This is a genomic window from Gluconobacter cadivus (assembly GCF_015244745.1).
Lineage (GTDB): Bacteria > Pseudomonadota > Alphaproteobacteria > Acetobacterales > Acetobacteraceae > Gluconobacter > Gluconobacter cadivus.
On sequence record NZ_JABCQI010000005.1, the window covers coordinates 61,818 to 84,446 of the forward strand.

The window sequence follows — 22,629 nt, forward strand, 5'->3', positions numbered from 1 at the left end:
AATGACCCATAAAAACAGAAATCCGGTCAGGAAAAGATCACCTTTCGTAACGGTCACCCTCACATTCGTCTATCCCCACAGCAGATGACAGTTGACCAAAGCCACGGAGAATGGCTTTGTGGAGTGATCTTGTCCTCTTTCTATCGGTGCCAGCTTACGTGATGCAATCCATACTCGATACGTTGTGGGGTCTGATCCTGGGCCTGCTGGGCGTTGTGGTGGCCGGCGTGGCGATCATCGAGGTCATGGCCCGTTCCGTGCTGAGCAGCCTAGGAATACAGGGACAGATCCAGACTGTTCTGCTGTTTCTGCTGCTGGGTGGGCTGATTCTCGGGGCGTTCAGAGTTTTCGGAAAACTGTTTGCCGTTCTGCTGGTCGCTGCGTTTTCCGTCTATTTCGTACATGTCGTCTTCGGCGTTCTGAGCGATGCGCTCATCCCGGTTCAGACATCGAGCGCGACGACCGATATCTGAACGCCGCCAATTGCGGACCAGTCAGTCCGCTGGCGTCTGGATGATGCGGATCAGCGTCTCCACGATTTCGGGATCGGCGAGGGTGGACAGATCGCCAAATCCTTCAGTCTCGCCACAGGCAATCTTGCGGAGCAGACGGCGAACGCTTTTTCCGGAACGGGTCTTGGGCAGATCCGGCACAACATGGATGTGCTCGGGCGCCGCATAGCGACCCACTTTTGACGTAATCGCTTTTGCAGCCCGGACATGAAGATCGTCGGGAGCGTTGTCGCGCGGGACGACGTAAACGACAATTCCCTGTCCTTTGAGATCATGCGGGATCCCGATTGCTGCACTCTCCGCGATGGTCAGTTCAGTCGCCAGTGCATCCTCGATTTCAGCAGAGCCGATCCGGTGTCCCGAGACATTGATGACGTCATCCACCCGCCCGGTAATCCAGTAGTATCCATCTTCATCACGACGCGCGCCGTCACCCGTGAAATAATATCCGGCATAGGGCTGAAGATAGGTGCGCTCGAAAAGAGCATCATCGTTCCAGATGGAGAGCGCGCGGCCGGGCCACGATCCCTTGAGGCAAAGTACGCCTTCTGTGGCTCCTTCGCGAGGCACGCCTTGTTCGTTCAGAAGAACCGGATGCACGCCGGGGAGGGGGAGCGTTGCTGAGGCGGGCTTTTCACGAACGGCGCCCGGAACGGGAGAAATCATGATGCCGCCGCTTTCCGTCTGCCACCAGGTGTCAACGAAAGCGCAGCGCCCGCCACCGACATGATCGTTGAACCAGGACCAGGCTTCCTGACTGATAGGTTCTCCCACAGTCCCCAGAACACGCAGAGACGACAGGTCATAACGCTGCACGACCTCATCGCCTTCCCGCATGAGCGCACGAATGGCGGTTGGAGACGTGTAGAAGGTCGTCACCTTGTGATCCTGAATCACATTCCACCAGCGGCCCGGTCCGGGATACGACGGCATTCCCTCGAACAGGAGAACCGTCCCGCCGTTCAGGAGAGGGCCATAAACTCCGTAAGTGTGGCCAGTGATCCAGCCGATATCAGCCGTGCACCAGAAGATGTCTCCGTCCTGATGATCAAACACCAGTTCATGGGTGTAGGACGCCCAGACCAGATATCCACCCGTTCCATGCACGATGCCTTTGGGCTTGCCGGTACTGCCCGACGTGTAAAGCAGGAAAAGCGGAGCCGAGGAGGGCATGTTCTGAGGCGCACAATCTGAGGCGGCCTTGTCCAGAAGGGGGGCAAGCCATCTGTCGCGCTCAGGCTTCATACCTATCTCGTCGTCCGTCACGCCCACGACCAGAACAGTGTTGACGGCAAGGGTGTCCGGCCGGAGGTCAAGCGCCGCATCCAGTGTGGCCTTGAACGGAATTCTTTTAGGGCCCCGCCGCCCGACATTGGCCGTGATCACCAGAACCGCCCCGCTGTCAGCCAGTCTGTCCGCGATCGCCTCTGGGGAGAAGCCGCCGAAAAGCACCACATGGATCGCGCCGATCCGCGCGCAGGCGAGCATGGCGATCAGGCCTTCGGGAACGGAAGGCAGGTGAATGGCAACCCGATCCCCCGCCTGAATGCCCTGCTGCCGCAGGACGTTCGTCATCCGGCAGACATGTTCATGAAGGGTTTTATACGTAAAGGTCAGGACGCGCCCGGCGTCCTCAGCCTGCCAGATCAGGGCTTTCTGATCGCCGCGGGTTTCGAGGTGGCGGTCCAGGCAATTGACGCTTGCATTGAGCGTTCCACCGGGAAACCAGCCCTGCTGTTCGCTCTGGGCGTGCGTCGGCACGGTGTTCCAGGACAGTCTTTCGCTTTCGCGCATCCAGTAAAGCTCGGGCCCGGCAGTCGCCCGTTCCACCAGAGCGTTATAATCCGTCGGTGTCAGGCGGAATGAATGAGAGTGAGGAGAGGAGGGCATAAACCTGAAACCTTACGCACAAAAAGCAGACGCCACAGAGCAGACTGCTGTTATATATTTGGCTTGCAGGTTCTGAAACAGAGAGAATTTCTGTCTTCTTGCAGAAAAGCTCCGCAAGGGATTGGTGGTGTCCGCGAGAGGATTCGAACCTCCGGCCCCAGGATTCTTACCACTTCGGTTTTCACCGCCATGCTGCGAAGCATGTTCGTGGTCTGGACTGTCTCTTCACCACAACTGCGAAAAACACAGTCAAGGTGTTGCCCGTACAGTCTCTACACCTTCGTTCCAGCGCACCGGAACGCTTGGCTCGGGATTGGCACGATCAAGACGATCAGAGCGTTCCCCGAATTTGAGCAAATCCACCATGCGGTTTCCCCTCATGGCGCCCAATTCAAACCTTAGGAATCCTGTGCTCTATCCTGCTGAGCTACGCGGACAAACCATCTCGCTGATATCGCGGTTATGCTGTCTCTGCAACCATGCCTGTATCATATTCGAAGGAGAGTGAAATTACGGATGCTCTGCATCAGGAGAAGCCGGAGAATCCGAACTGTCACATCCGCGATGCGCAGGTAAGGAGAAAATGGCAGGGTTTGTTTAGGCTATTTAAACCTTTTGCGGGTATTCTTGGAGGCGGTGCTTCTGCTACGGCACTTGCAGTGCACTTCTTTCCTGCCAAGGGGGAGGAGGGCTGTTTTTCTGGTAGCACCAAATCCTGAGTAGGATAGAGCGTATTCGCCTCTGGCATCCTACATATATATCTCTTGAGTGAGGGGTTTTGCGGGTTTGACAGAGTTGAGAATGGCCATGATCTGCGTTGCTTGCGACGATATATTGAAGCGGTTTGATGGTTCTGTGCTTTCGGCAATGGGGCGCTGACCGTGGGGATAATGAAGATGATGGACAGTTCAGCCCGTTATGTCCGAGAAGCTGATCCAACCCTCTTGCGTCTGAAACTGATCGGGCAGATGGAGGCGAAAACTCTTACGGGAGGGAGTGTTCTTCCTGTGGGGGGCAAGACGCGGGCGCTCTTGGCCATTCTTGCTCTTGCTGACCGAAAACCTGTCCTGCGATCCCGGCTGGCGGAACTTCTGTGGAGCCAACGCCCCGAAGACATGGCCCGTGCTTCTCTCCGGCAGGAAATACATCGTCTTCTCGACGCGTTAAGTCCGCTGGGTGTGGAGGTCATCGACGTTCAGAGGCATTCTCTTGCCCTGAAGCCTGCGCTGACGTCTGTGGACGCTGAAAGGCTTCTAACAGCCAGTCTTCGAACGATCGACAGTGTAGCCCTGCCAAGCGAACCTCTGCTCGGCGAACTGGTAGGCGTGGATCCCGCGCTTGATGAGTGGATCGGCCAGCAAAGGGAGCGCCTTACAACTCATCTTCGGCAGCTTTATGAAAGTGCTGTCCGAGAATTGACGGATCCGGATCAGGTTGAAGAAATAGCCGAACGCCTTCTGAGGTTCGATAGCCTCAACGAAGTTGCCTGGCGCGCGCGAGTACAGACGGCTCTTCATCGTGGGGATCAGGCACGGGCAGCGGCACTTGCCGAGCAGATGATCTGTATTTTTGGAAGTGTCGAGGGGCATAGTTTTGCTCCCGCAACACAGACGCTGCTCAATGGTATCGGGGCTGAAAACTCCAGTAGTGAACACCTGAAGATATCGTCCCAGCCGACGCTGCTCCCGTCCGGTTCGGATGCGCTTTTTTCTGTTGCCATGCAGCGGTCAGACCCGATGCTGACATTGCCGCCGCATTACGCTTCCTCCCATTTCCCCGAAGCAGAATTGCGTAAGATCTCGCTGGTTTTTCTGGCTCCCTCCTGTGCCGATGAGAGCCTTGTGCGGCATGGACAGACTTTTCGGGACCAACTGGAACTCATGTTTGTAAGCATGGGAACCTTCGATATTATTTCCCCTCCCGATACTCCTCCTTCTGATTCCATCAATGCCGCGATGGCGTACCAGGCGCTCGGTGCAGACTATATCATCTCAGGCAATCTGCGGGCCGGGACAGATGGTGCTGACAGCCGCCTCATTCTTCGTGTGCTAGATGTGCGACGGGGTGGTGTCATCATCTGGGGAACGCATTATGACTTTCCGTCATCTGCGCCCGAGCAGGCCCAAAACAGCATCATGGCCCCCGCGCAGGCCATGCAGTGGAGTATTTTCGTTGCGGAAGCCCGACGTATTGCGGGGCGCCCGGACAACGAACTGTCTCCATTAGGAATGGCCCTAAGAGCTTTCACACTGCTTTTAAGGCACGATTTTTCGCTCTTCGACAGGATCGATTCTCTCCTGGATCGTGCTGTCGATTGTGAAAAGGATGATGGGACGATCGCTCTTATTGACGCGATGTATTGCTATATCCGTTTTCAGAATGAATGGGGCCCGGAAGCTGATTCCATCTTTGCTCGTGGGCTGCGAAGTGTGCGTGCAGCTATTTTGCTGATGCCTGATTTACATGCGGTCGAAGTCCTGTTGGCCGCATATCTCATGTATGATCCTGCCAAGCACGGTATGGCTGTATCGATTGTTCAGGATGCAATCGGGAGCATCGTTCGCAATGACAGCAATCACCAGGATTCTCCAGATGCTCTGATGGCTGGCGTCGTTATGAATCTTTTGCGGGGAGAAACAAAATCCGCCACCCGTAGCGTGAAGATTCTTTTGGAAAACGGATGCCGTTCTCAGTTCCTTGAACTTTTGCGGCCTGTTTTCATGATGATCCTGTTATTGGGCGAAGAGTATCAGGACGTCATCTCAATGGGACGACTGATGTCTGGTCTGTATCCATCCTATCCGAGCGCTCTGGTGCACTACCTTGTTGCTTTGCTTCAGGTAGGGGGGGCAGCGGAAGAGGTCCATCAGGTCTGTCGTCATCTTCTGCGTCTGGTGCCTGACCTGACGATTTCCAGAGTTGTCAGCCGCTTTGCGTTTGCAAAACCTGCACAGCAGGCGAGACTGGCTGAGGTGCTGAGGCAGACAGGTATGGCCGCAGAATAGCAACATCTTCCTTCAGGCGCTTGGCCTTGCGACGTCGGCGCGATATGAACACTCAAGAAGTTGCCGGCTACAGGCCTCGCCAGTCTGTATCCTTGCTTGTGACCGGCCCTGGCGCGGCCCGCAGGACCACCCATGATGTCTCGCATCCAGTTGACCGTTCTTCGACCCTTCCACCGACCAGCGGCCCGCTTTGCCCTTGGATGTTTGGCTCTTACCGCGCTTTCCGCATGCGGTGGTGGACGTGATCCCAGCACCCTGACTGCTCCACGCAACCATCTTCTGGGCGTGGACCGTGGCGCTGAAGGCGGTGCCGACGAGCTTCGTGGCGGGGTCAATGCCTATCTGTGGCGCGGCGCGATCGATACGCTGTCGTTCATGCCGCTGGCGTCCGCCGATGCTGTGGGTGGCGTCATTCTGACGGACTGGTACCAGCCTTCCGCCACTCAGAATGAGCGCTTCAAAATTGCGGCCTATGTTCTGGACCGCCGCCTGCGTTCGGATGCTCTGCGGGTTTCCGTCTTCCGGCAGGTTCTTCAGGATGGGCAGTGGGAAGATACCCCTGTTTCCGCAACGACAACCTCCGATATCACTACCCGTATCCTGACGCGCGCGCGTCAGTTGCGCGCTGAAAATGGCGAGCGGGACAACTGAGCCAGACATGAACGATACCCCAGCCCCCGCATTCGATTTCCAGAACCGCGAACCCTTCTGGCAGAATGAATGGAAACGCCGGAACACTTTTGCCGTTCCTGATGTTCCTCCGGCCGACCGCCCGAAATATTATGTGCTGGAGATGTTTCCGTATCCGTCCGGACAGCTTCACGTCGGGCATGTGCGGAACTACACGCTCGGGGACGTGGTGGCGCGTTACAAGCGGGCCCGCGGATTTGCGGTCATGCATCCGATGGGCTGGGATGCCTTCGGCCTTCCGGCGGAAAATGCGGCTCGTGAGCGGAATGTTCATCCCGGCAAATGGACGATGGACAACATCGCAGCCATGCGCGGCACACTCCAGCGTCTTGGTTTCTCGCTGGACTGGGATCGTGAGATCGCAACCTGCCTCCCCGAATATTACGGCAAACAGCAGAAACTGTTCGTCGATATGCTGGCGGCTGGGTTAGTTGAGCGCCGGGACTCTCTGGTCAACTGGGATCCGGTCGATGAGACGGTTCTTGCGAACGAGCAGGTCGTCGACGGACGCGGCTGGCGCTCGGGGGCTCTGATCGAGAAAAAGAAGCTTTCCCAGTGGTTCCTGAAGATTACGAAATTTGCCCAGCCGCTGCTGGATGACCTCAAGACGCTGGACCGGTGGCCCGAGCGCGTCCGCACGATGCAGGAGCGCTGGATCGGACGTTCCGAAGGCGCACGGGTGCGCTTTGCTCTCCATCAGCCTCCTGTGGGCTATGATGCGGATCTGGACAGTATCGAAGTCTTCACGACGCGCCCTGATACGCTGTTCGGTCTCAGCTTCGTCGGGATTTCGGCGGAGCATCCTCTGGCGCGCAAGGTTGCCGAGAGCAACCCGCAGGCCGCTGCGTTTATTGAAGAATGTCGTCGTCTCGGAACGTCGGAAGAGGTGATCGAAGCTGCTGAAAAACGTGGCTTTGATACCGGACTGCGTGTTGCCAATCCGCTCGATCCTGAAAAGACCGCTCCCGTCTGGATCGCCAATTTCGTGCTGATGGATTACGGTACCGGCGCTGTTTTCGGGTGTCCCTGTGGCGATCAGCGCGACCTTGATTTTGCCCGTAAATACGATCTGCCGGTTCCGCAGGTCTTGCTGCCTGCGGGACAGGATGCTGAAACTTTCGTTCTGGGCAAAAAGGCCGTTTCGGGCGATGCAACCCTGTTCAATTCAGGCTTTCTGGATGGACTGGATCCCGCGACCGCCCGCACGAAGGTGATCGAGCGTCTCGAAGGTCTGGGGGCAGGAAAAGGCGTCGTGAACTGGCGCCTGCGCGACTGGGGCATCTCTCGTCAGCGCTACTGGGGCTGCCCGATACCCATCATTCACTGCGAGACCTGTGGTCCGGTTCCTGTTCCCGACGATCAGCTTCCCGTTATCCTGCCGGAAGACGTGACCTTTGACCGTCCAGGGAATCCGCTCGACCATCACCCGACCTGGAAGCATGTAAACTGCCCGCATTGCGGCACGCCCGCTGTCCGGGAAACTGACACCTTCGACACCTTCGTTGACAGTTCGTGGTATTTCGCCCGCTTCACCAGTCCCCATGCCGAGACCCCGACGGTCCCGGCTGCGGCGAATGGCTGGCTTCCCGTTGATCAGTATATCGGCGGCATTGAGCATGCGATCCTGCATCTGCTCTACGCACGGTTCTTCACTCGGGCTATGCATGAAACCGGTCATCTGGATGTGGACGAACCGTTTGCCGGTCTTTTCACTCAGGGTATGGTGACGCATGAAAGCTACCGTGACGAGAGCGGCTGGCTTTATCCCGAAGAAATCGAGCGTCGTGGTGACACGGTTGTGCGTCGGGACACGGGAGCGCCGGTGCAGATCGGCCGTTCCGAAAAAATGTCTAAATCCAAGCGCAATACGGTGTCTCCCGTCGACATCATTGAGCATTACGGCGCTGACACGGCCCGCTGGTTCGTTCTGTCCGATAGTCCGCCTGAAAGGGATATGGAGTGGACGGCCTCCGGCGTGGCAGCTTCTGCCCGCTTCGGCCAGAGGCTGCATCGGTTGGTTGCATCGGTTGCAAGCCGTGATGCTGCCGAGAGCATCCACGGTCCCGTCGGGGAAGATCTGCGTCGTGTGACCCATAGGGCCATCGTCGCTGTAGGTGAGGCGCTTGAAGCCTTTACGCCAAATGTTGCTGTGGCGCGTCTGCATGAACTGACCTCGGCACTGGCCGAGGCCGAGCGTCTTGAAGGAGACGGCATCGCGGCGGCCCGCCGTGAAGCGGCGCAGGTCCTGTGTCTGTTGACAGCACCGATGATGCCGCATCTTGCGGAAGACATGATGGCGATTCTGGAGCCGGGAAGTGCACTGGTCGTGGATCGTCCATGGCCGGAAGCCGAAGAACAGTGGCTTGCCGTCCAGAGTGTGACGATTGGCGTGCAGATCCTCGGTAAGCTGCGCGGGACCATTGAGGTTCCGCCGGACGCACCGAAAGACGATGTGCTTGCCGCCGCCAAAAACGAGCCGAACGTGGCGCGTCTGCTTGAAGGAAAGCGTCTGGTGAAGGAAATTCATGTTCCGAACCGGATCGTCAACTTCGTGGTTGCCGGGTGATGTCTGACCGTCGCGGCACTTTTCTGCTCACGGCTTGTCTTCTGCTGGGGGGGTGTGGTTTCTCACCCCTCTATGGAAAGCTGACGCCAAAAACCGATATGTCGGAAGAGTTGGCCCAGGTTTATGTGGACAATATTCCAGGGCGTTACGGCCAGTTGCTGCGTCTGGCTTTGCAGAAAAATCTGGCGGGCGCCGGGCCGGAAGATCCTCACAAATACATGCTGAAAGTCTATTCCAGCATGAATGAGGAAGCTGTCGACATCCATCAGGATAACACCTCGGGCCGGACACGCAGTACGGGTTCGGCGCATTGGGTGCTTATAACGGTGGAGCAGAACCCGCGTATGCTGGCGCAGGGTGATGCGACGACGCTGGATGGTTTTAATACGAGTTTCGAGCAGTATTTTGCTCAAACCTTGAATGATGAAACTCTTCAGGCGCGTGTTTCCGATACGCTGGCACAGACCGTGACGCAGCAGCTCGCGATCTGGTTCCGCAGTCATAACATGCCCGAGAAAGCGGCTCCCGATGAACTGCCGCGCTATCTGAACACAGACCGGATGCCTGACGACAACGGGAACGCAGCGACGGATCGGACGGGCGTTGACGGCTTCCCGGCATCTGCCACCGGCCGTCTGTCCCGTAGCACGACCAGCACATCCGCCCAGTAAGTGGTGAAAATCGACGCGCGGAATATTGGGCGAACACTGGATGATGCCGGCTCCTGGCGGGCGATCGTGCTTCATGGAGAGGATACCGGCCTTATCCGGGAACGGGCTGCGCAGGCGGTCCGGCGGGTTGCCGGCACGACGGACGATCCGTTTCAGGTGGCGCAGCTTGATCGGGAAACGCAGGACCGTCTTGAAGAAGAAGCCACCGCGCTCTCCCTGATCGGGGGCCGGCGTGTCGTCTGGGTGCGGGACGGGCAGGATAGCCTTGCTCCCCTATTCAAACGGGTACTGGACGCAGATACGGACGCTCTGGTCGTGCTCGAAGCTCCGGGGATTACAGCACGCTCGAAGCTGCGTGCTCTGGCGGAAGCCCACAAACAGGTTGCGTCCATCGCCTGCTACCCCGAAGAGGGGCGCGCTCTTTCCCAAACTGTGACGGAAGCACTGGCTCAGGCGGGCGTCACCATTGATCGCGATGCCCTTATCTGGCTTCTGGGCGTGCTGGGGTCTGACCGCAGCGGGGTGAGGGGGGAAGTTGAAAAACTTCTGCTGTATGCCGGGCCGAATGGCCGTCTTGATGTGCAGGCTGTTCAGGACTGCGTTGGCGATGCCGGTGGTAATTCTCTGGAAGATGCGGCGTTTTCGGCTCTGTGCGGAAATCGCATGATGGCCGATCAGGCGCTCGAACGGGCTCTGGCTGATGGGGCAAATCCTGTAGCGGTGGCGCGTACGGTTCTGGGTGTGCTGGTGCGGCTTCAGAAAGTTGCTCAGGCTGTGCAGGACGGGCAGGGGCGGGCTGAAGCCATGAAGGCCCTGAAGCCGCCTGTATTTTTCAAACGCACCGCGGCTTTCGGTCAGGCACTGGATCGCTGGTCTCTCCCGGCGCTGGCACTGGCAGCACGGGAAACACAGGCTTTCGAACTGGCCTGCAAGCAGAGCGCTTCGCCCGATATGGCGCTATGCAGACGCCATATCGCGTCGCTTTGTACAGTTCGAAAAGCCTGATTTAACAAGCTGGTTTGGGACATGCGCTCCTCTTCGCATGCCCCGATACGGCTTAGAAGCGCGCCGAAACGTCCAGGTAATAATATCCGCCGTTCATGCCGAGCTGCGATGTGCTCATGTAGTACTTGGGCACGCCGAGATAACGGTTTCCTTCAGGCACCACAGACGGGAACTTGGCGAAGATATTGTTACCCCCAATCGTGGCGCTCCATTTGGGACTGATATTGTAGGTCACGGAAGCATTCGTCGTCCATTTCGGCACATTCTGGAATTCCAGATAGTGGCTCGTGGAGTAGGCGTAGGGCCCTGTGTAATAGGTGAGTTGGGACGTCGTCTCGCCGTAACGGATCTCATGGACGGAGACCGCCCATTTGTTGCGCGCGGAATGCCAGGTCCCGCCGAAGATGATCTTGCTGCGCGGATATGCGGTGGTGATGTAGGCGATATACTGCGCCGTCAGAAGCGGCGTGCCATTCGAGCTGCTGGCCTGATGGCGCAGGCGCGTGCGGTTGAGGTTGATCGCAACATCCCAGTCCGCATGGCCATAACGTCCGAAATCGGTCGGATAGGTTGCTGTCAGGTCAAGTCCCTGCGTCCGGGTGTTGGCGACATTGGCAAACCAGTGCGTGGCGAGCTGACTGCCGGTCCAAGTAGAAGCTTCCGGCGGGAGTTTGAAATTATCGGCGAGGAGAGCCTTGCGGGCCTGGTCGCCATAGATCGAGCCGCCCGGCATGATCCGGTCTCGCAGATCGATCTGGTACACATCGACCGTGACATGCAGCTTCTTGATCGGTTCGACGATGATGCCGCCTTCAGCACTCGTGGAGGACTCCGATTTCAATGCTGATGCGCCGTTGGACAGCGCACCGGGGGAGTTTGCTGCAATGATGCCACTGGCAGCGGTCGGCGAGACGGATAGCGCGGAATAATGCTCCTGCGCCAGCGTCGGGGCATGGAAACCGTTGCTGAACGTACCGCGGATCGCGAAGCGCGGGCTGAAATCGTAACGGGTAGAGATCTTGCCGGTCTTGGTGTTGCCGACATCCGTGTAATGCTCGACGCGTCCGGCAAGATCGACCTGCCAGTGCTTCATCAGGTTGGTGGAGATGTCGAGATAGCCTGCCGCAACGTCACGGGACCATTTTCCGGCATTGGCCGGGTTGGTGCCGGGAAAGCCGTCCGAGCTGGAATAGTTATAGCTGGCCGGAGAGCCGGTTCCGATTGCATAGGCTTCATAGCGATAGGACGCACCGCCTGCGACGTTGATGGCATATGGCCAGAACGACGTCCGGAACTTGCGGCTGAGGTCGACGCTGTTTGTCCATTGCGTGTTGTTATAGGACTGCGCGGCAAATGATGTCGGCGTCTCGCCCGTGGCTGTGTACAGTCCCACATTCGTGGTGCTGTCGGCGTTTACAGCATCATAATCCCGACCGAAAACCGACGACACGTCCCAGTGCCAGCCCGCCAGCGTGCCTTTCAGGCCAGCCGTCAGTTCGTAATCGTCTTCTTCCAGAGCCTCGATGGGGGAATAGCCATACGGATAGATCGCCGCGTAGCCGGGATATTTGGCGAGCGAAGAGGGCAGGCGGTAGTTCTGATAGGATTCCGCATGACGATGCGCATAGGTCGCACCGGCATAGGCCTGGATATCATCGGTGATGTCATAGCCCGCATTGATGGCGACGCTTTCACGCGTCTGTTCAGGCTGTCCCAGAAGCTGGTTGACGTCGGTGTGGGTGCGGTTGTCGTTCCCCGAGCGGAAAGTGTGGTCCTGATGGACGAAATCGCCGCCGATATGAACAAAACCGCGATTGTTCAGGTTCAGGCCGCCATCAATGAACACGCCCTGCTGGAAACCATCGCCTTCGCTCGTGATCCCGGTGTTCGAACGCATGGTCAGACCATGGTTCTGCTTCTTGAGAATGATGTTGACCACACCCGCAATGGCGTCGGACCCATACTGTGCGGACGCACCGTCACGCAGGACTTCGATATGGTCGATCATGGCCATGGGAATCATGTCGATATCGACAGGCGTGGAGCCCTGCGCTGGTCCGCCATCGGCATAGATATTGGCTGTGGTGTGGCGCCTCTTGCCATCCACCAGCACAAGCGTCTCATTGGGGTTGAGGCCACGCAGCGAAATGCTGTCGGTCAGCGCACCCGCATCGAAGCCACCTGTGGGAACGGTCAGGGAAGGCAGCAGCAGTGCCAGGGAGTCACGCAGCGTGGGCTGACCCGTTCCTGTTAACTGGCGGTTCGTTACAATATCGACCGGAGCGATCGAATCCCGCGCCTTTTTGCCAAACTCGCGCGTTCCCGTCACGACGACCGCTTCTGTTCCTCCCGAAACCTCGGTTTCATGCCGTGGCGTCTGGACAGGCTTCGCCTTTCTGGCCGCAGGCGTTGTCCGCGCCTGTTTATGCGCGCCTGAAACGGAGTGAGCCGGAACTGGCTGCGGTGTTGCAGCACGGCCTTCGGCGGTCACAAGGAGGAATGTGGAGCCGAGAAGAGACGTGCCCAGAAGGGTCAGATGACGAAGGGAAAGCTGGGTCAGCACTTTTACCACGCAATAGGTTAGTATTTTATATGAGCCACAAAATTGGTTCGTATTTGCGGAAGGTCAACATAATTTTCCGGTTCCAGAAAAATTCCGATCACATTTTGCAGGGCCTGTGGCGTTCCTTACACGGATCGGGCGTTATGGAAACGGTTTGTTTTGAAAATGAATTTCGGAGAATGCACATGAAACGACGTCATTTCCTGCAGGCAGCGTCGGCAGCCCCGGCATCTCTTGCAGTCACGGCAGCCCTGCCAAGTTCTCAGGCACGGGCCGCCGGAAACGAGGATAACGGAACCGGCCCCTATGGCGCGCTTGATGTCGTCGCCGAATTTGACGGCCCCGGTCCCTCCGGGATCGTCGTGCTTCCGAATGGCCGGACCTTTGTCGGTTTTCCGCGCCATGCGGTGGATCATAAGGGCGCAACGCTTGGCGAACTGGTGGACGGAAAGGTCGTGCCATACCCCAACGCCGAGATGAGTCTTCCGGGCAATGCTCCGGCAGAGTGCCTTGTTTCCGTTCACGGCATGACCACGGATCGTGAGGGCCGCCTCTGGGTGATTGATGACGGCAAGCGCGCCGGGCATCCTCTTCAGCCCGGAGCCGCCAAGATCGTCTGTATCGACCCGACGACAAATCGTGTCGCTCACAAAATCATTCTCAAAGCGCCCGCCCTGTTGCCGGACAGTCACATGAACGATCTTCGGGTTTCATTGTCCCACGGCGCTGAGGGGACGGTTTTCGTGACGGATTCGTCTTTCGGAACCAGTCCCGCTCTTGTGGTTGTCGATGTTGCCACCCAGCAGGCACGGCGGCTCCTGACCAAACATCCCGCCATTCTGCCGGAGGCCGGTTTTTTGGCCATCGTGGAGGGAGAACCCCGTCGTTACATTCCCGGACATCCCCAACTGGTCTCTGGTGGCGTAGATGGGATTGCCCTGACGAAAGACGAAAAAACTCTCTATTTCGCGCCGTTAACCAGCCGTCGGCTCTACAGCCTGCCTGTGGACCTGCTGGCAGATCCGACATCGGACGACACGGTTCTGGCGCCTGCCATCCGCGACGAAGGCGAAAAGGGGGTGGCGGACGGACTGGCGCTGGATGACCATGACCGGCTTTACACGACGAATTATGAGCATGACTGCATCCTGAGGCGCGATCAGGATGGATCTTTCAAAATGATGCTCCGTGATCCACGCGCCCTGTCACCCGACGGCATTTTCGCAACGGCGGATCATGTTTATTGCACGTTCGGGCAGTGGAACCGTCTGGCGTCGTTCAATGACGGTAAGGACCGCAGGGTCACACCCTATCTGCTGATCCGCTTTCCGATCGAACAGAAGCAGCCTTATGATGCGCTACCAAACGGTCAGAAAACCTGAACCCGAACGCAAAACGCCCCGGTGGACAGTTCCACCGGGGCGTCTGAAGGCCTGTTGTCTGTCTGAACCGGATGTCAGGCCGTCGTGGACGGTGCCTGACCTTCGGGTGTGTGTTTGTCGACAGCAGCCGGGAGAAGCTGTGCCAGCGCAGGCAGGATCGTTCCGGCAGGCAGGCCCGTCTTGGCGACGATCGTCTGGATCTGCTGGTCCGTCAGCAGGCTGCGCAGTTCGTCAGTGGTGATGGGCAGGTTCTCGCCATTGCCGATCCAGGAATGGATCTTGTCGGTCAGACCGGCGCTCTGGGCCTGACTGATGAGCATGTTGAGGCCATCGCCCTTGAGGAATTCGCCGATGCTGCCGCCAAACTTGTCACCCAGCTGGCCGCCGATCGCGCCTACAGCCTGGTTCATGAGGTTTCCGAGAAAGCCGCTCATCCGTGTTGTTCCGTTCTTTCAGACGCGGCGTTTCGGGCCGCAGTTGTGTTACGAAGTCCGTTTGCCGCTGAGTTCCTGCGGAACTTCGACGTCGATTTCGAGCATGGAGCAGCCGCTGCCACGATCAACCTTGATCTGGACCTTGTCCTGATCAACGGCGACATGGCGTGCGATGACTTCCATGATTTCCTTGTGAAGCTGGCGGATCAGATCGGACTCGCCGCTCTCACCGCCTGCGCTGCGTTCATGGGCGAGGAGGATCTGGAGCCGATCCTTGGCGACGCTGCTGGACTGCTGGCGACGCGCGAAGATGTTTGCGAGAAAACTCATGAACTCATGCGTCCCTCTTGAAAAGCCAGTCAAGGAAACCGCGCTTTTCGACGGGTACCGAGACTTCGAGCTTCTCGCCGCTCAAGCGACGGGCTGCTTCGAAATAAGCGCGGGCAGGAAGGCTTGTGGGCGCAGCCAGAGTGACAGGCGCGCCGACATTGGAGGACTTCAGCACGTCCTCGCTCTCCGGGACGATGCCGAGCAGCGGAATGGAGAGGATCTCGAGGACGTCCTCGACGCTCAGCATTTCTTTTCGTGCCGCACGAGCCGGGTCATAGCGGGTCAGAAGCAGATGCTTGTCGACCTTCTCGCCCTGCTCGGCCTTCTTGGTCTTGCTGTCGAGCAGGCCGATGATCCGGTCGGAGTCACGCACCGAGCTGACTTCGGGATTGGTGACGATCACGGCCATATCGGCGTGATACATGGCAAGCTGCGCGCCACGTTCGATACCGGCCGGGCTGTCGCAGATCACCCAGTCGAACTTCTCCCGAAGCTCATCCATCACGCGGGCGACGCCCTCGGAGGTCAGGGCGTCCTTGTCCCGGGTCTGGGAGGCCGGAAGGATCGACAGGGTTTCGCAGCGCTTGTCGCGGATCAGCGCCTGCGACAGGCGGGCATCGCCCTGCACGACATTGATGAGATCGAAAACCACCCGGCGTTCGGCGCCCATGACCAGGTCGAGGTTCCGAAGCCCGACATCGAAATCAACCACCACCACATTCTGTCCGCTCTGAGCGAGAGCGGCGCCGAGCGCGGCGGTCGATGTCGTCTTGCCGACGCCACCCTTGCCGGAAGTGACAACCAGAACCTTGGACATGAATACTCCAGAAAAACGTCTCTTCGGTCTGCGCCTGCCCATAACAGGCCAACGCGGGCCGATATCTTATTCTATGAATGTTTTATGCGTCGCGGCAACCTGCGAATAGGGGTGCTTTCATGGCAGCCCGCATCACGTTATTGCCCGGATCACACGGGGAGCGGCAGAACACGGACACGGTCTTCATCCAGAGCAGCCTGTGCGGCCTGCCCCAGAAGGGCGGGGTCGATGTCTTCCGTCACGGCATAATAGCCATCGAGCGCCAGAAGTTCGGCCTGCATGCGGCTGGCGAAAATACGGCTCTGGGACTGCCCGCCCACGCCCGCAATCGCTCGCCCACGCAAGGTTCCGTAAACGTGGATTGAACCCGCAGCCACGATTTCAGCACCAGAAGACACCGATCCTAGGATGATCACATCGCCCTGCATATGTTGGATGCTCTGGCCCGACCGCACGGTCTGATCGATAATGAGCGTCCCACCGCCCGAAACCGGCCCAGCGGCGCTGGTGGACGGGTCTTCCGGAATTTCGACTTCCCCGGCAGGGCGGCCACCGTCCAGCATTTCCGGCCAGTCCCAGTGCGCGACAGCCGGCCAGTGACGGCTTCCTCCTTCAAGGCCGATGATCCGGACGCCTCGGCCCCGGATGTCGTCCAAAAGCGTCGCAAGGCCCGGCGTGTTTTCATCAAGAAGACCCAGATCCAGAATGATCGGTTTTCCGGTGAACAATCCGCCGGACCGGGCGACCTGATAGTCCAGACCGTCCAGCCAGAGGGGGAGGGGCGCCTCGGGCGACAGGACAAGCGCAAGGAAGGAACGGCCACGGGCACGGATGCGCATGGGGGCGGTTGAAGAGGGTACGGAAACGGGATCGGGCATCGTGAAAATCGTCGGACCTGTGTCGGGCAGTCGGTGAGGCTCTTGTGAGCGGGTATCGGCTGACTTAGAAAGTGGCAATGCGTATCCTGCATCACCTTCCACTTTCTCCGCAATGCCGTCTCGTGAGGCTTGCCCTCACCGAGAAGCGACTCCCGTTCGAACCCGTCATCGAGCGGGTGTGGGAGCAGCGTGAGGAATTTCTGCATCTCAACCCTGCAGGCGAAGTGCCTGTGCTAGTTGAGGAAAATGGTCTGGCCGTGCCTGGCGGACGCGTCATCTGCGAATATCTGGAGGACGCCTATCCCGATACGCCGCTTCTGGGGCGTACTTTTGCCGACCGTGTCGAAACCCGGCGGCTCGTGGACTGGTTCGAGACCCGTTTCGCACAGGAAGTCACCCGGAACCTTCTGGGCGAGAAGGTGGACAAGCGCCAGTTCGGGCGTGGCCATCCGGACGGTAATGCGCTGCGGGCCGGTTATGCGAACATGCGTTTTCATCTCGATTATATCGGCTGGCTGGCGGAAACGCGGTCCTGGCTGGCGGGGCCTGCGCTGTCACTGGCGGATTTCGCGGCTGCGGCGCATCTGTCGGCGCTCGATTTCATCGGCGACGTGAACTGGTCCAAGGCACCCGCCGCGAAGGACTGGTATGCCCGGGTAAAGTCCCGGCCCTGTTTCCGGGGCCTGCTCTCTGACAAGGTCAGTGGCATCACGCCGCCCGCGCATTACGCCAATCTGGATTTCTGAGAGCCGCTATGATGAACCCCGATGTGATTGTGCTCGGAGCCGGTGCAGCGGGGCTGATGGCGGCGGCTGTTGCAGGGCAGAACGGTGCGCGGGTTCTGGTTCTGGATCACGGGGCGGAGCCGGGACGCAAGATCCTGATCTCGGGCGGCGGGCGGTGCAATTTCACACATCTCGAAACCGGCCCGAACTGTTTCATTTCCCAGAACCGTCATTTCGCCCGCTCCGCGCTGGCACGCTATACGCCGCAGGATTTTCTGAAACTCGTGAACCGCTATGGCATTGCCTGGCACGAGAAGGCGCGTGGACAGCTTTTCTGTGATGGCTCGGCCGGGCAGATCGTGGATATGCTGGTTTCGGAATGTCGGGCCGCTGGCTGCGAATTTAGGGTGCAGACGCGGATTCTGGACGTGCGCCGGGCAGAGCACGGATTTATTGTCGTCACGGATGGCGGCGAGATCCGCACGGGCTCTGTGATCCTTGCGACGGGTGGGCTGTCCATTCCCAAGCTCGGGGCTTCTGATCTGTCGTTACGGCTGGCGCGGAAGTTCGGACTGCGCGTGGTGCCGACGGCCCCGGCGCTCGTGCCGCTGGTTCTGGAAGATGCCGATCCGGAGCTTGCAGGCGTTTCGCTGCCGATTGTGGCGCGGGTGGGCAAGAAAGGGCCGCGCTTTGAGGACGGGATGGTCTTCACCCATCGCGGCGTGTCAGGTCCGGCGATTTTGCAGATTTCGTCCTATCTGGAAAACGGTGATGCGGCGCAGATTGATCTGCTGCCAGGGCAGAATGCGCTGAACGTGTTGCTGAAGGTTAAAAAAGACCGTCCGAAAGCGCTCCCGCCGAGCCTGCTGGAAGCTCTGCCCCAACGGCTGGCGCGTGCTCTGGCGGTGGGAATGGGCGATACGATGCTGGCGAACCAGCCGGACCGTGCGATCAAGGCACTGGCTGAGCGGATTTCGAACTGGCAGCTTCGTCCCGCCGGGACGGAGGGCTACGCCAAGGCGGAAGTCATGCGTGGCGGGATCGACACGCGGGATCTGTCGTCCCAGACGCTGGAAGCCCGGGAAATTCCCGGGCTTTACGCGATCGGAGAAGCTGTGGACGTCACGGGCTGGCTTGGCGGACACAATTTCCAGTGGGCTTGGGCCAGCGGTGTGGCGGCAGGGCAGGCCGCAGGCGGGCATCGCTGAGGTGGCATTGCCACAGGATTGCCATGCTGGCGTTCGATCAGGCGGAAACCGATGACGTGGCGATCCGTTTGCGCTTCTCTAAGGACCGGTTTTCACCCTAGCCGATGTAAGGACACATCCATTATGTCTCGTTCCGTTTTCCGTCATGTTCTGCGTACTGCGGCAGGTCTGTCTTTTCTGGGGCTGGGCGCATGTGTCGGGACAGCAGCGCCCGGGCCGATTGCGCCGGGAACGCCCATCGCCGGCTATGGCTACACCTGCAAGGCCGGGATCTATACCTGCAAGATGCCGACGCAGGTTCCGCTTGGCGCGCCGTGTTCCTGCCCCGGTCTGGGGGCAGCGTCTTACGGAAATATCCATCAGCCGTAAGCGCGGCATTGGCCGGTTTGCGTTGAACGGCTAGGACTGCGCCATGCAGGAGAATATTTCCGGAATGGCGCAGTTTTTCCCTTGGATTGTTGCGGCGGTCGCGCTGGTGGTTGCTTTGCTGGCGATCCTGCGGAGCGGTAATGGCAGCGGACGGTTCGAGCGCCTTCTTGAGCGTGAGGCGCAGGAGCGCTCGCAGGACGTCGAATATCATCGGGCCCATCTGTCGGAAGTCGAACGCGTTCTGTCGGGACGGCTGGATCAGTTCAGGCTGGAAACCAGCGAGCGGCTGAGTCTGCTGGCGCGTAATCTGGGGCAGGATCAGGCAGAAGGTCGCCTTCTGTTATCAGATGCGTTGCGTGAGATGGCGCAAAGCCAGAACGAGCAGATCGAGCGGATCCGGGCGACCGTGAATGAACAGCTTCACGGTGCTGTGGAAAAGCAGATGCAGACCAGTTTCCAGCGTGTGGTGGAGCAATTCAGCGCCATGCAGAAGGCGCTGGGCGAGGTCACGAGTGTGACCGCGCAGATCGGCGATCTGAAGCGGCTGTTTTCCAATGTGAAGACGCGTGGTGGCTGGGGTGAGGCGCAGTGCCGGTCCATTCTTGACGATATTCTTCCTGAGGGCAGCTACGATACGAATTTCCGGCTGGGAATGGCGGGTGAGAATGTCGAATTCGCAGTCAAGATGCCGGTGCGCGGCACGGAAACGCCGCCACGGCTGGCGATTGACAGTAAATTCCCAACCGAAGCCTATGAAAGGCTGTTGAACGCCTCGGATGCCGGGGATGCGTTGGCGGAACGTCAGGCGCGGCGCGAACTGGAAAACGTGATCCGGTTCGAAGCCAAGAAAATTGCGTCGAAATATATTCTTCCGCCTGTGACGGTGGAATTTGCCGTGCTGTATCTGCCGACCGACGGGCTTTATGCCGAAATTGCCCGGATGCCCGGCGTGATTGACGAAATCGGGCGGCTGCATCGCGTGATGGTGATGGGACCCTCGCTGCTTCCGGCGATGCTCCGGACGGTGCATCTGGGATATGTCACGCTCACGCTTGAAGAACGGACAGAGGCGATTGCCGGGCTTCTGGGGGCGACGCGGCAGGAAATGCTGCGGATGGATCAGGTGTTGGAAAAGCTGCATCGCAATGCCGGGACGATGGGCAATACGATCGAAGAAGCCCGTCGGCGGACACGTGTGCTCGGGAGGCGGCTGCGGGCGCTGGACGGAACGACCGACGAGATGGAAGAGGCTCTGGAAGATCCGTCCTCCCCCTGAGATCCTGCCTTTAAGACCGATTTTAATTGGATGACATCGGGGGCTGCCCCATGTGAAGATCATGACCATGACGTCTGCACATGATTCCGGAGCGCCTGAGCGCCTTTCCGAACCTTCTCCCCGGCTTCTGCTGATCGAAGACGATGACAGCATTGCGGCCGAGGTCGTGGAGGAACTCACGACGCGCGGCTATGATGTCACGCGGGCCGCGACGGGCGTCGAAGGTCTGGATCAGGCCTGTACCGGGCAGTTCGATCTGATGATCGTGGATCGGATGTTGCCGGAACTCGACGGGCTGACGGTGATTGAGAGTGTGCGGGCGCAGCGCATTACCATTCCGGTCCTGGTGCTTTCGGCGCTTTCCGCTGTGGACGACCGTGTTAGTGGCCTCAAGGCGGGGGGCGATGACTATCTGACCAAGCCCTTCGCGATGGAAGAGCTGGCTGCGCGTCTGGAAGCTTTGCTGAGGCGTCCGACGGATAGTCGTGTGACGGTGCTTCGCGTTGGTCCGCTTGAAATGGATCTGATCGAGCGTCGGGTGTTCCGGAACGGACAGGAAATTGAACTGCTTCCGCGGGAATTCCGCCTTCTGGAATACATGATGCGTCGCCCGGACACGGTGCTGACGCGGACGATGCTACTGGAAGACGTATGGAATTACCGCTTTGTTCCGCAGACAAATCTGGTGGACGTCCATATCGGAAAGCTGCGTCGCAAGATTGATCTGCCTGGCGAGCCGCCGCTCATTCACAGTATTCGCGGTGCCGGGTTCAGTCTGCGTGTCACGGGCTGAACTGCGCTTTTCCGAACTGTTCCGGGCTGATCTTTTCCGTACCGCGACCTTCCGCCTGACGCTGGCTTTTGTCGTGGCCATCATCGCCGCAATGGCATTGCAGTTCGGGCTCGTCTACGAGCAGATGAATGGATACGAGCAACAGCGCTCGACAGATCTGCTGCAGCGTGAAGCGGACCAACTCATTCAGGAAAGCCCTGCCCAGCTTGAATACGAGGTGCGGGAGCGCAGCAAGACGGACCTGCGTGTGATCCTCAACGGGGCTGCGCTCTTTGATATGAACCGCAACCGGATTGCGGGCGACATCAAGAAATGGCCTGTCGGACTGGAAGTTTCTCCCAGAACCCAGCGTCTTTGGGACGCGCCGCCTGGCGATACGCCCTATGAAATGCGCTATCTGGCCGTTGAGGTAGAGGGGGTGCAGGGAAACCGGGACCGTATTCTTGTTCTGGCGCGCTCTCTGCATATGGCCAACGAACTGCGCTACATCACCAAGCGTGCGGCGTTGATGTCCGTGGTGCCAATCGTTGTGTTCGCCCTGATGGCAGGAATTTTCCTGAGCCATCGGGCGCTGGGTCGCGTCAAGGATATGCATGAGGCGATCGACCGCATCATGGATGGAGACCTGCACGAACGTCTGCCGACCGGGCGCGAACGCGACGACATTGAGCGATTGGCCGTGTCGGTCAACCGGATGCTGGACCGTCTGGAGCATCTGCTCGACGAGATCCGGGACGTGGGCAACGACATTGCCCATGATCTGAGAACACCTCTGGCGCGGGTGAAGGCCCGGCTGGAGCGGGTGTCGTCCGTTACCAACGACCCCGCAGCGCTTCAGGGGGCGATCGAGCGTGCCACGCTGGATCTGGAGCAATGCTTCTCCGTGATTACGGCTCTTCTTCGGATCGGCGAGATTGAGAATGGCCGCCGCCGGGCCGGGTTTGCGATGCTCGATCTGCGAGAACTGCTGGCCGGAGTGGTGGATCTGTACGAACCGATCGCCGAGACGGAAGGTATTCTGCTGGAGGTTGTAGACTCGGAGAAAGCGGTCCCGTTGTTCGGGGATATGGACCTGCTGAACGAGGTTCTGGCCAATCTCGTGGACAATGCGATCAAATTCACGCCCGCTCCCGGAATGGTCCGGCTGAGTGCGGGGCAGGGAGCAGACGGATCAAGCTGGCTGCGTGTCAGTGATACGGGAATCGGCATTGCCGAAGATGAGCGCAAGGCCGTCATGGGGCGTTTTTATCGCTCGGATAAAAGTCGCCATGTTCCCGGAAGTGGTTTGGGACTGAGTCTTGTTTCGGCGATCCTGCGCTTGCATGGAGCATCGGTGGAGATCGTGTCTGCGAGGCCCGGTCACACGCTGCCTGGAGCGGTTTTTACCATTCATTTCGCGCCTGCGACGCCTGTCTGAAAAGACACGGAATATTGCGCAACATGTCAATATTTGCCGTGTGTCTTGATATTTAAACAGAATTTTCCTTGTCGTCTGAGTCTCGATGGATATGACTC

At 58.9% G+C, this 22,629-nt stretch carries 19 protein-coding genes; 13 read left to right on the forward strand and 6 right to left on the reverse strand.

The genetic code is table 11. From position 1 onward, the window contains the following. The first annotated feature begins 161 nt into the window (after nucleotides 1-161). The gene (locus HKD28_RS08470) at nucleotides 162-473 is read left to right on the forward strand and encodes a hypothetical protein (protein ID WP_194262407.1); all 312 of its coding nucleotides are present in this window, start codon (nucleotides 162-164) and stop codon (nucleotides 471-473) included. 21 nt (nucleotides 474-494) lie between these two features. Here HKD28_RS08470 and acs read toward each other — a convergent pair whose 3' ends face one another. Then, complete coding sequence (gene acs / locus HKD28_RS08475) at nucleotides 495-2,402, reverse strand: acetate--CoA ligase (protein ID WP_194267924.1); 1,908 nt, start codon at nucleotides 2,400-2,402, stop codon at nucleotides 495-497. An 896-nt stretch (nucleotides 2,403-3,298) separates the two neighbouring features. Here acs and HKD28_RS08480 point away from each other — a divergent pair. The 5 genes from HKD28_RS08480 to holA all read left to right on the forward strand — a co-directional run bounded on the left by HKD28_RS08480 (nucleotide 3,299) and on the right by holA (nucleotide 10,339). After that, entirely contained in the window at nucleotides 3,299-5,407 is a 2,109-nt protein-coding gene (locus tag HKD28_RS08480; RefSeq protein ID WP_207728925.1) for an AfsR/SARP family transcriptional regulator, read from the forward strand. A gap of 132 nt (nucleotides 5,408-5,539) precedes the next feature. Then, on the forward strand, nucleotides 5,540-6,058 hold the full coding sequence (locus HKD28_RS08485; protein ID WP_235993380.1) for a DUF3576 domain-containing protein: 519 nt from the start codon (nucleotides 5,540-5,542) through the stop codon (nucleotides 6,056-6,058). 7 nt (nucleotides 6,059-6,065) lie between these two features. Beyond that, nucleotides 6,066-8,663 carry a leucine--tRNA ligase gene (gene leuS / locus HKD28_RS08490; RefSeq protein ID WP_194267926.1) on the forward strand — a complete coding sequence of 866 codons (2,598 nt, stop codon included), beginning with the start codon at nucleotides 6,066-6,068 and terminating at the stop codon, nucleotides 8,661-8,663. Continuing rightward, a complete protein-coding gene (locus HKD28_RS08495) occupies nucleotides 8,663-9,334 on the forward strand; it encodes a hypothetical protein (RefSeq protein WP_194267927.1) in 672 nt (223 codons plus the stop codon). Before leuS ends, HKD28_RS08495 begins: the two co-directional genes overlap by 1 nt. 3 nt (nucleotides 9,335-9,337) lie before the next feature. Then, the gene (gene holA / locus HKD28_RS08500) at nucleotides 9,338-10,339 is read left to right on the forward strand and encodes a DNA polymerase III subunit delta (RefSeq protein ID WP_194268023.1); all 1,002 of its coding nucleotides are present in this window, start codon (nucleotides 9,338-9,340) and stop codon (nucleotides 10,337-10,339) included. Nucleotides 10,340-10,391: 52 nt separating this feature from the next. On the opposite strand, the gene HKD28_RS08505 is transcribed toward holA, so the two are convergent. After that, nucleotides 10,392-12,830 (reverse strand): TonB-dependent receptor plug domain-containing protein, encoded by a 2,439-nt coding sequence (locus HKD28_RS08505; RefSeq protein WP_407925767.1) that lies wholly within the window; start codon nucleotides 12,828-12,830, stop codon nucleotides 10,392-10,394. Between the two features lie 257 nt (nucleotides 12,831-13,087). On the opposite strand from HKD28_RS08505, the gene HKD28_RS08510 reads away from it, so the two are divergent. Continuing rightward, entirely contained in the window at nucleotides 13,088-14,284 is a 1,197-nt protein-coding gene (locus HKD28_RS08510; RefSeq protein WP_194267928.1) for an SMP-30/gluconolactonase/LRE family protein, read from the forward strand. A gap of 74 nt (nucleotides 14,285-14,358) precedes the next feature. On the opposite strand, the gene HKD28_RS08515 is transcribed toward HKD28_RS08510, so the two are convergent. From HKD28_RS08515 to minC, 4 genes are all read right to left on the reverse strand, one after another. Then, a complete protein-coding gene (locus HKD28_RS08515) occupies nucleotides 14,359-14,718 on the reverse strand; it encodes a YidB family protein (protein WP_194267929.1) in 360 nt (119 codons plus the stop codon). A gap of 48 nt (nucleotides 14,719-14,766) precedes the next feature. Beyond that, nucleotides 14,767-15,048, reverse strand: coding sequence for a cell division topological specificity factor MinE (gene minE / locus HKD28_RS08520; protein WP_099286930.1), 282 nt, complete (start codon nucleotides 15,046-15,048; stop codon nucleotides 14,767-14,769). A 4-nt stretch (nucleotides 15,049-15,052) separates the two neighbouring features. Continuing rightward, nucleotides 15,053-15,865, reverse strand: coding sequence for a septum site-determining protein MinD (gene minD / locus HKD28_RS08525; RefSeq protein WP_062027254.1), 813 nt, complete (start codon nucleotides 15,863-15,865; stop codon nucleotides 15,053-15,055). Between the two features lie 149 nt (nucleotides 15,866-16,014). Further along, entirely contained in the window at nucleotides 16,015-16,743 is a 729-nt protein-coding gene (gene minC, locus HKD28_RS08530) for a septum site-determining protein MinC (RefSeq protein ID WP_194262290.1), read from the reverse strand. A gap of 77 nt (nucleotides 16,744-16,820) precedes the next feature. On the opposite strand from minC, the gene fzlA reads away from it, so the two are divergent. The 6 genes from fzlA (at nucleotide 16,821) to HKD28_RS08560 (ending at nucleotide 22,531) form a co-directional block, all read left to right on the forward strand. After that, the gene (fzlA, locus tag HKD28_RS08535) at nucleotides 16,821-17,489 is read left to right on the forward strand and encodes an FtsZ-binding protein FzlA (RefSeq protein WP_194262291.1); all 669 of its coding nucleotides are present in this window, start codon (nucleotides 16,821-16,823) and stop codon (nucleotides 17,487-17,489) included. Between the two features lie 11 nt (nucleotides 17,490-17,500). Beyond that, the gene (locus tag HKD28_RS08540; RefSeq protein ID WP_194268025.1) at nucleotides 17,501-18,676 is read left to right on the forward strand and encodes a BaiN/RdsA family NAD(P)/FAD-dependent oxidoreductase; all 1,176 of its coding nucleotides are present in this window, start codon (nucleotides 17,501-17,503) and stop codon (nucleotides 18,674-18,676) included. A 123-nt stretch (nucleotides 18,677-18,799) separates the two neighbouring features. Further along, on the forward strand, nucleotides 18,800-19,045 hold the full coding sequence (locus HKD28_RS08545) for a hypothetical protein (protein WP_099286928.1): 246 nt from the start codon (nucleotides 18,800-18,802) through the stop codon (nucleotides 19,043-19,045). Nucleotides 19,046-19,088: 43 nt separating this feature from the next. Continuing rightward, nucleotides 19,089-20,321 carry a DNA recombination protein RmuC gene (locus tag HKD28_RS08550; RefSeq protein WP_099286927.1) on the forward strand — a complete coding sequence of 411 codons (1,233 nt, stop codon included), beginning with the start codon at nucleotides 19,089-19,091 and terminating at the stop codon, nucleotides 20,319-20,321. A gap of 61 nt (nucleotides 20,322-20,382) precedes the next feature. Beyond that, nucleotides 20,383-21,114, forward strand: a complete 732-nt coding sequence (locus tag HKD28_RS08555) for a response regulator transcription factor (protein ID WP_407925765.1) — start codon at nucleotides 20,383-20,385, stop codon at nucleotides 21,112-21,114. A gap of 16 nt (nucleotides 21,115-21,130) precedes the next feature. Further along, on the forward strand, nucleotides 21,131-22,531 hold the full coding sequence (locus tag HKD28_RS08560) for a sensor histidine kinase (RefSeq protein ID WP_194268026.1): 1,401 nt from the start codon (nucleotides 21,131-21,133) through the stop codon (nucleotides 22,529-22,531). Nucleotides 22,532-22,629 lie beyond the last annotated feature (98 nt).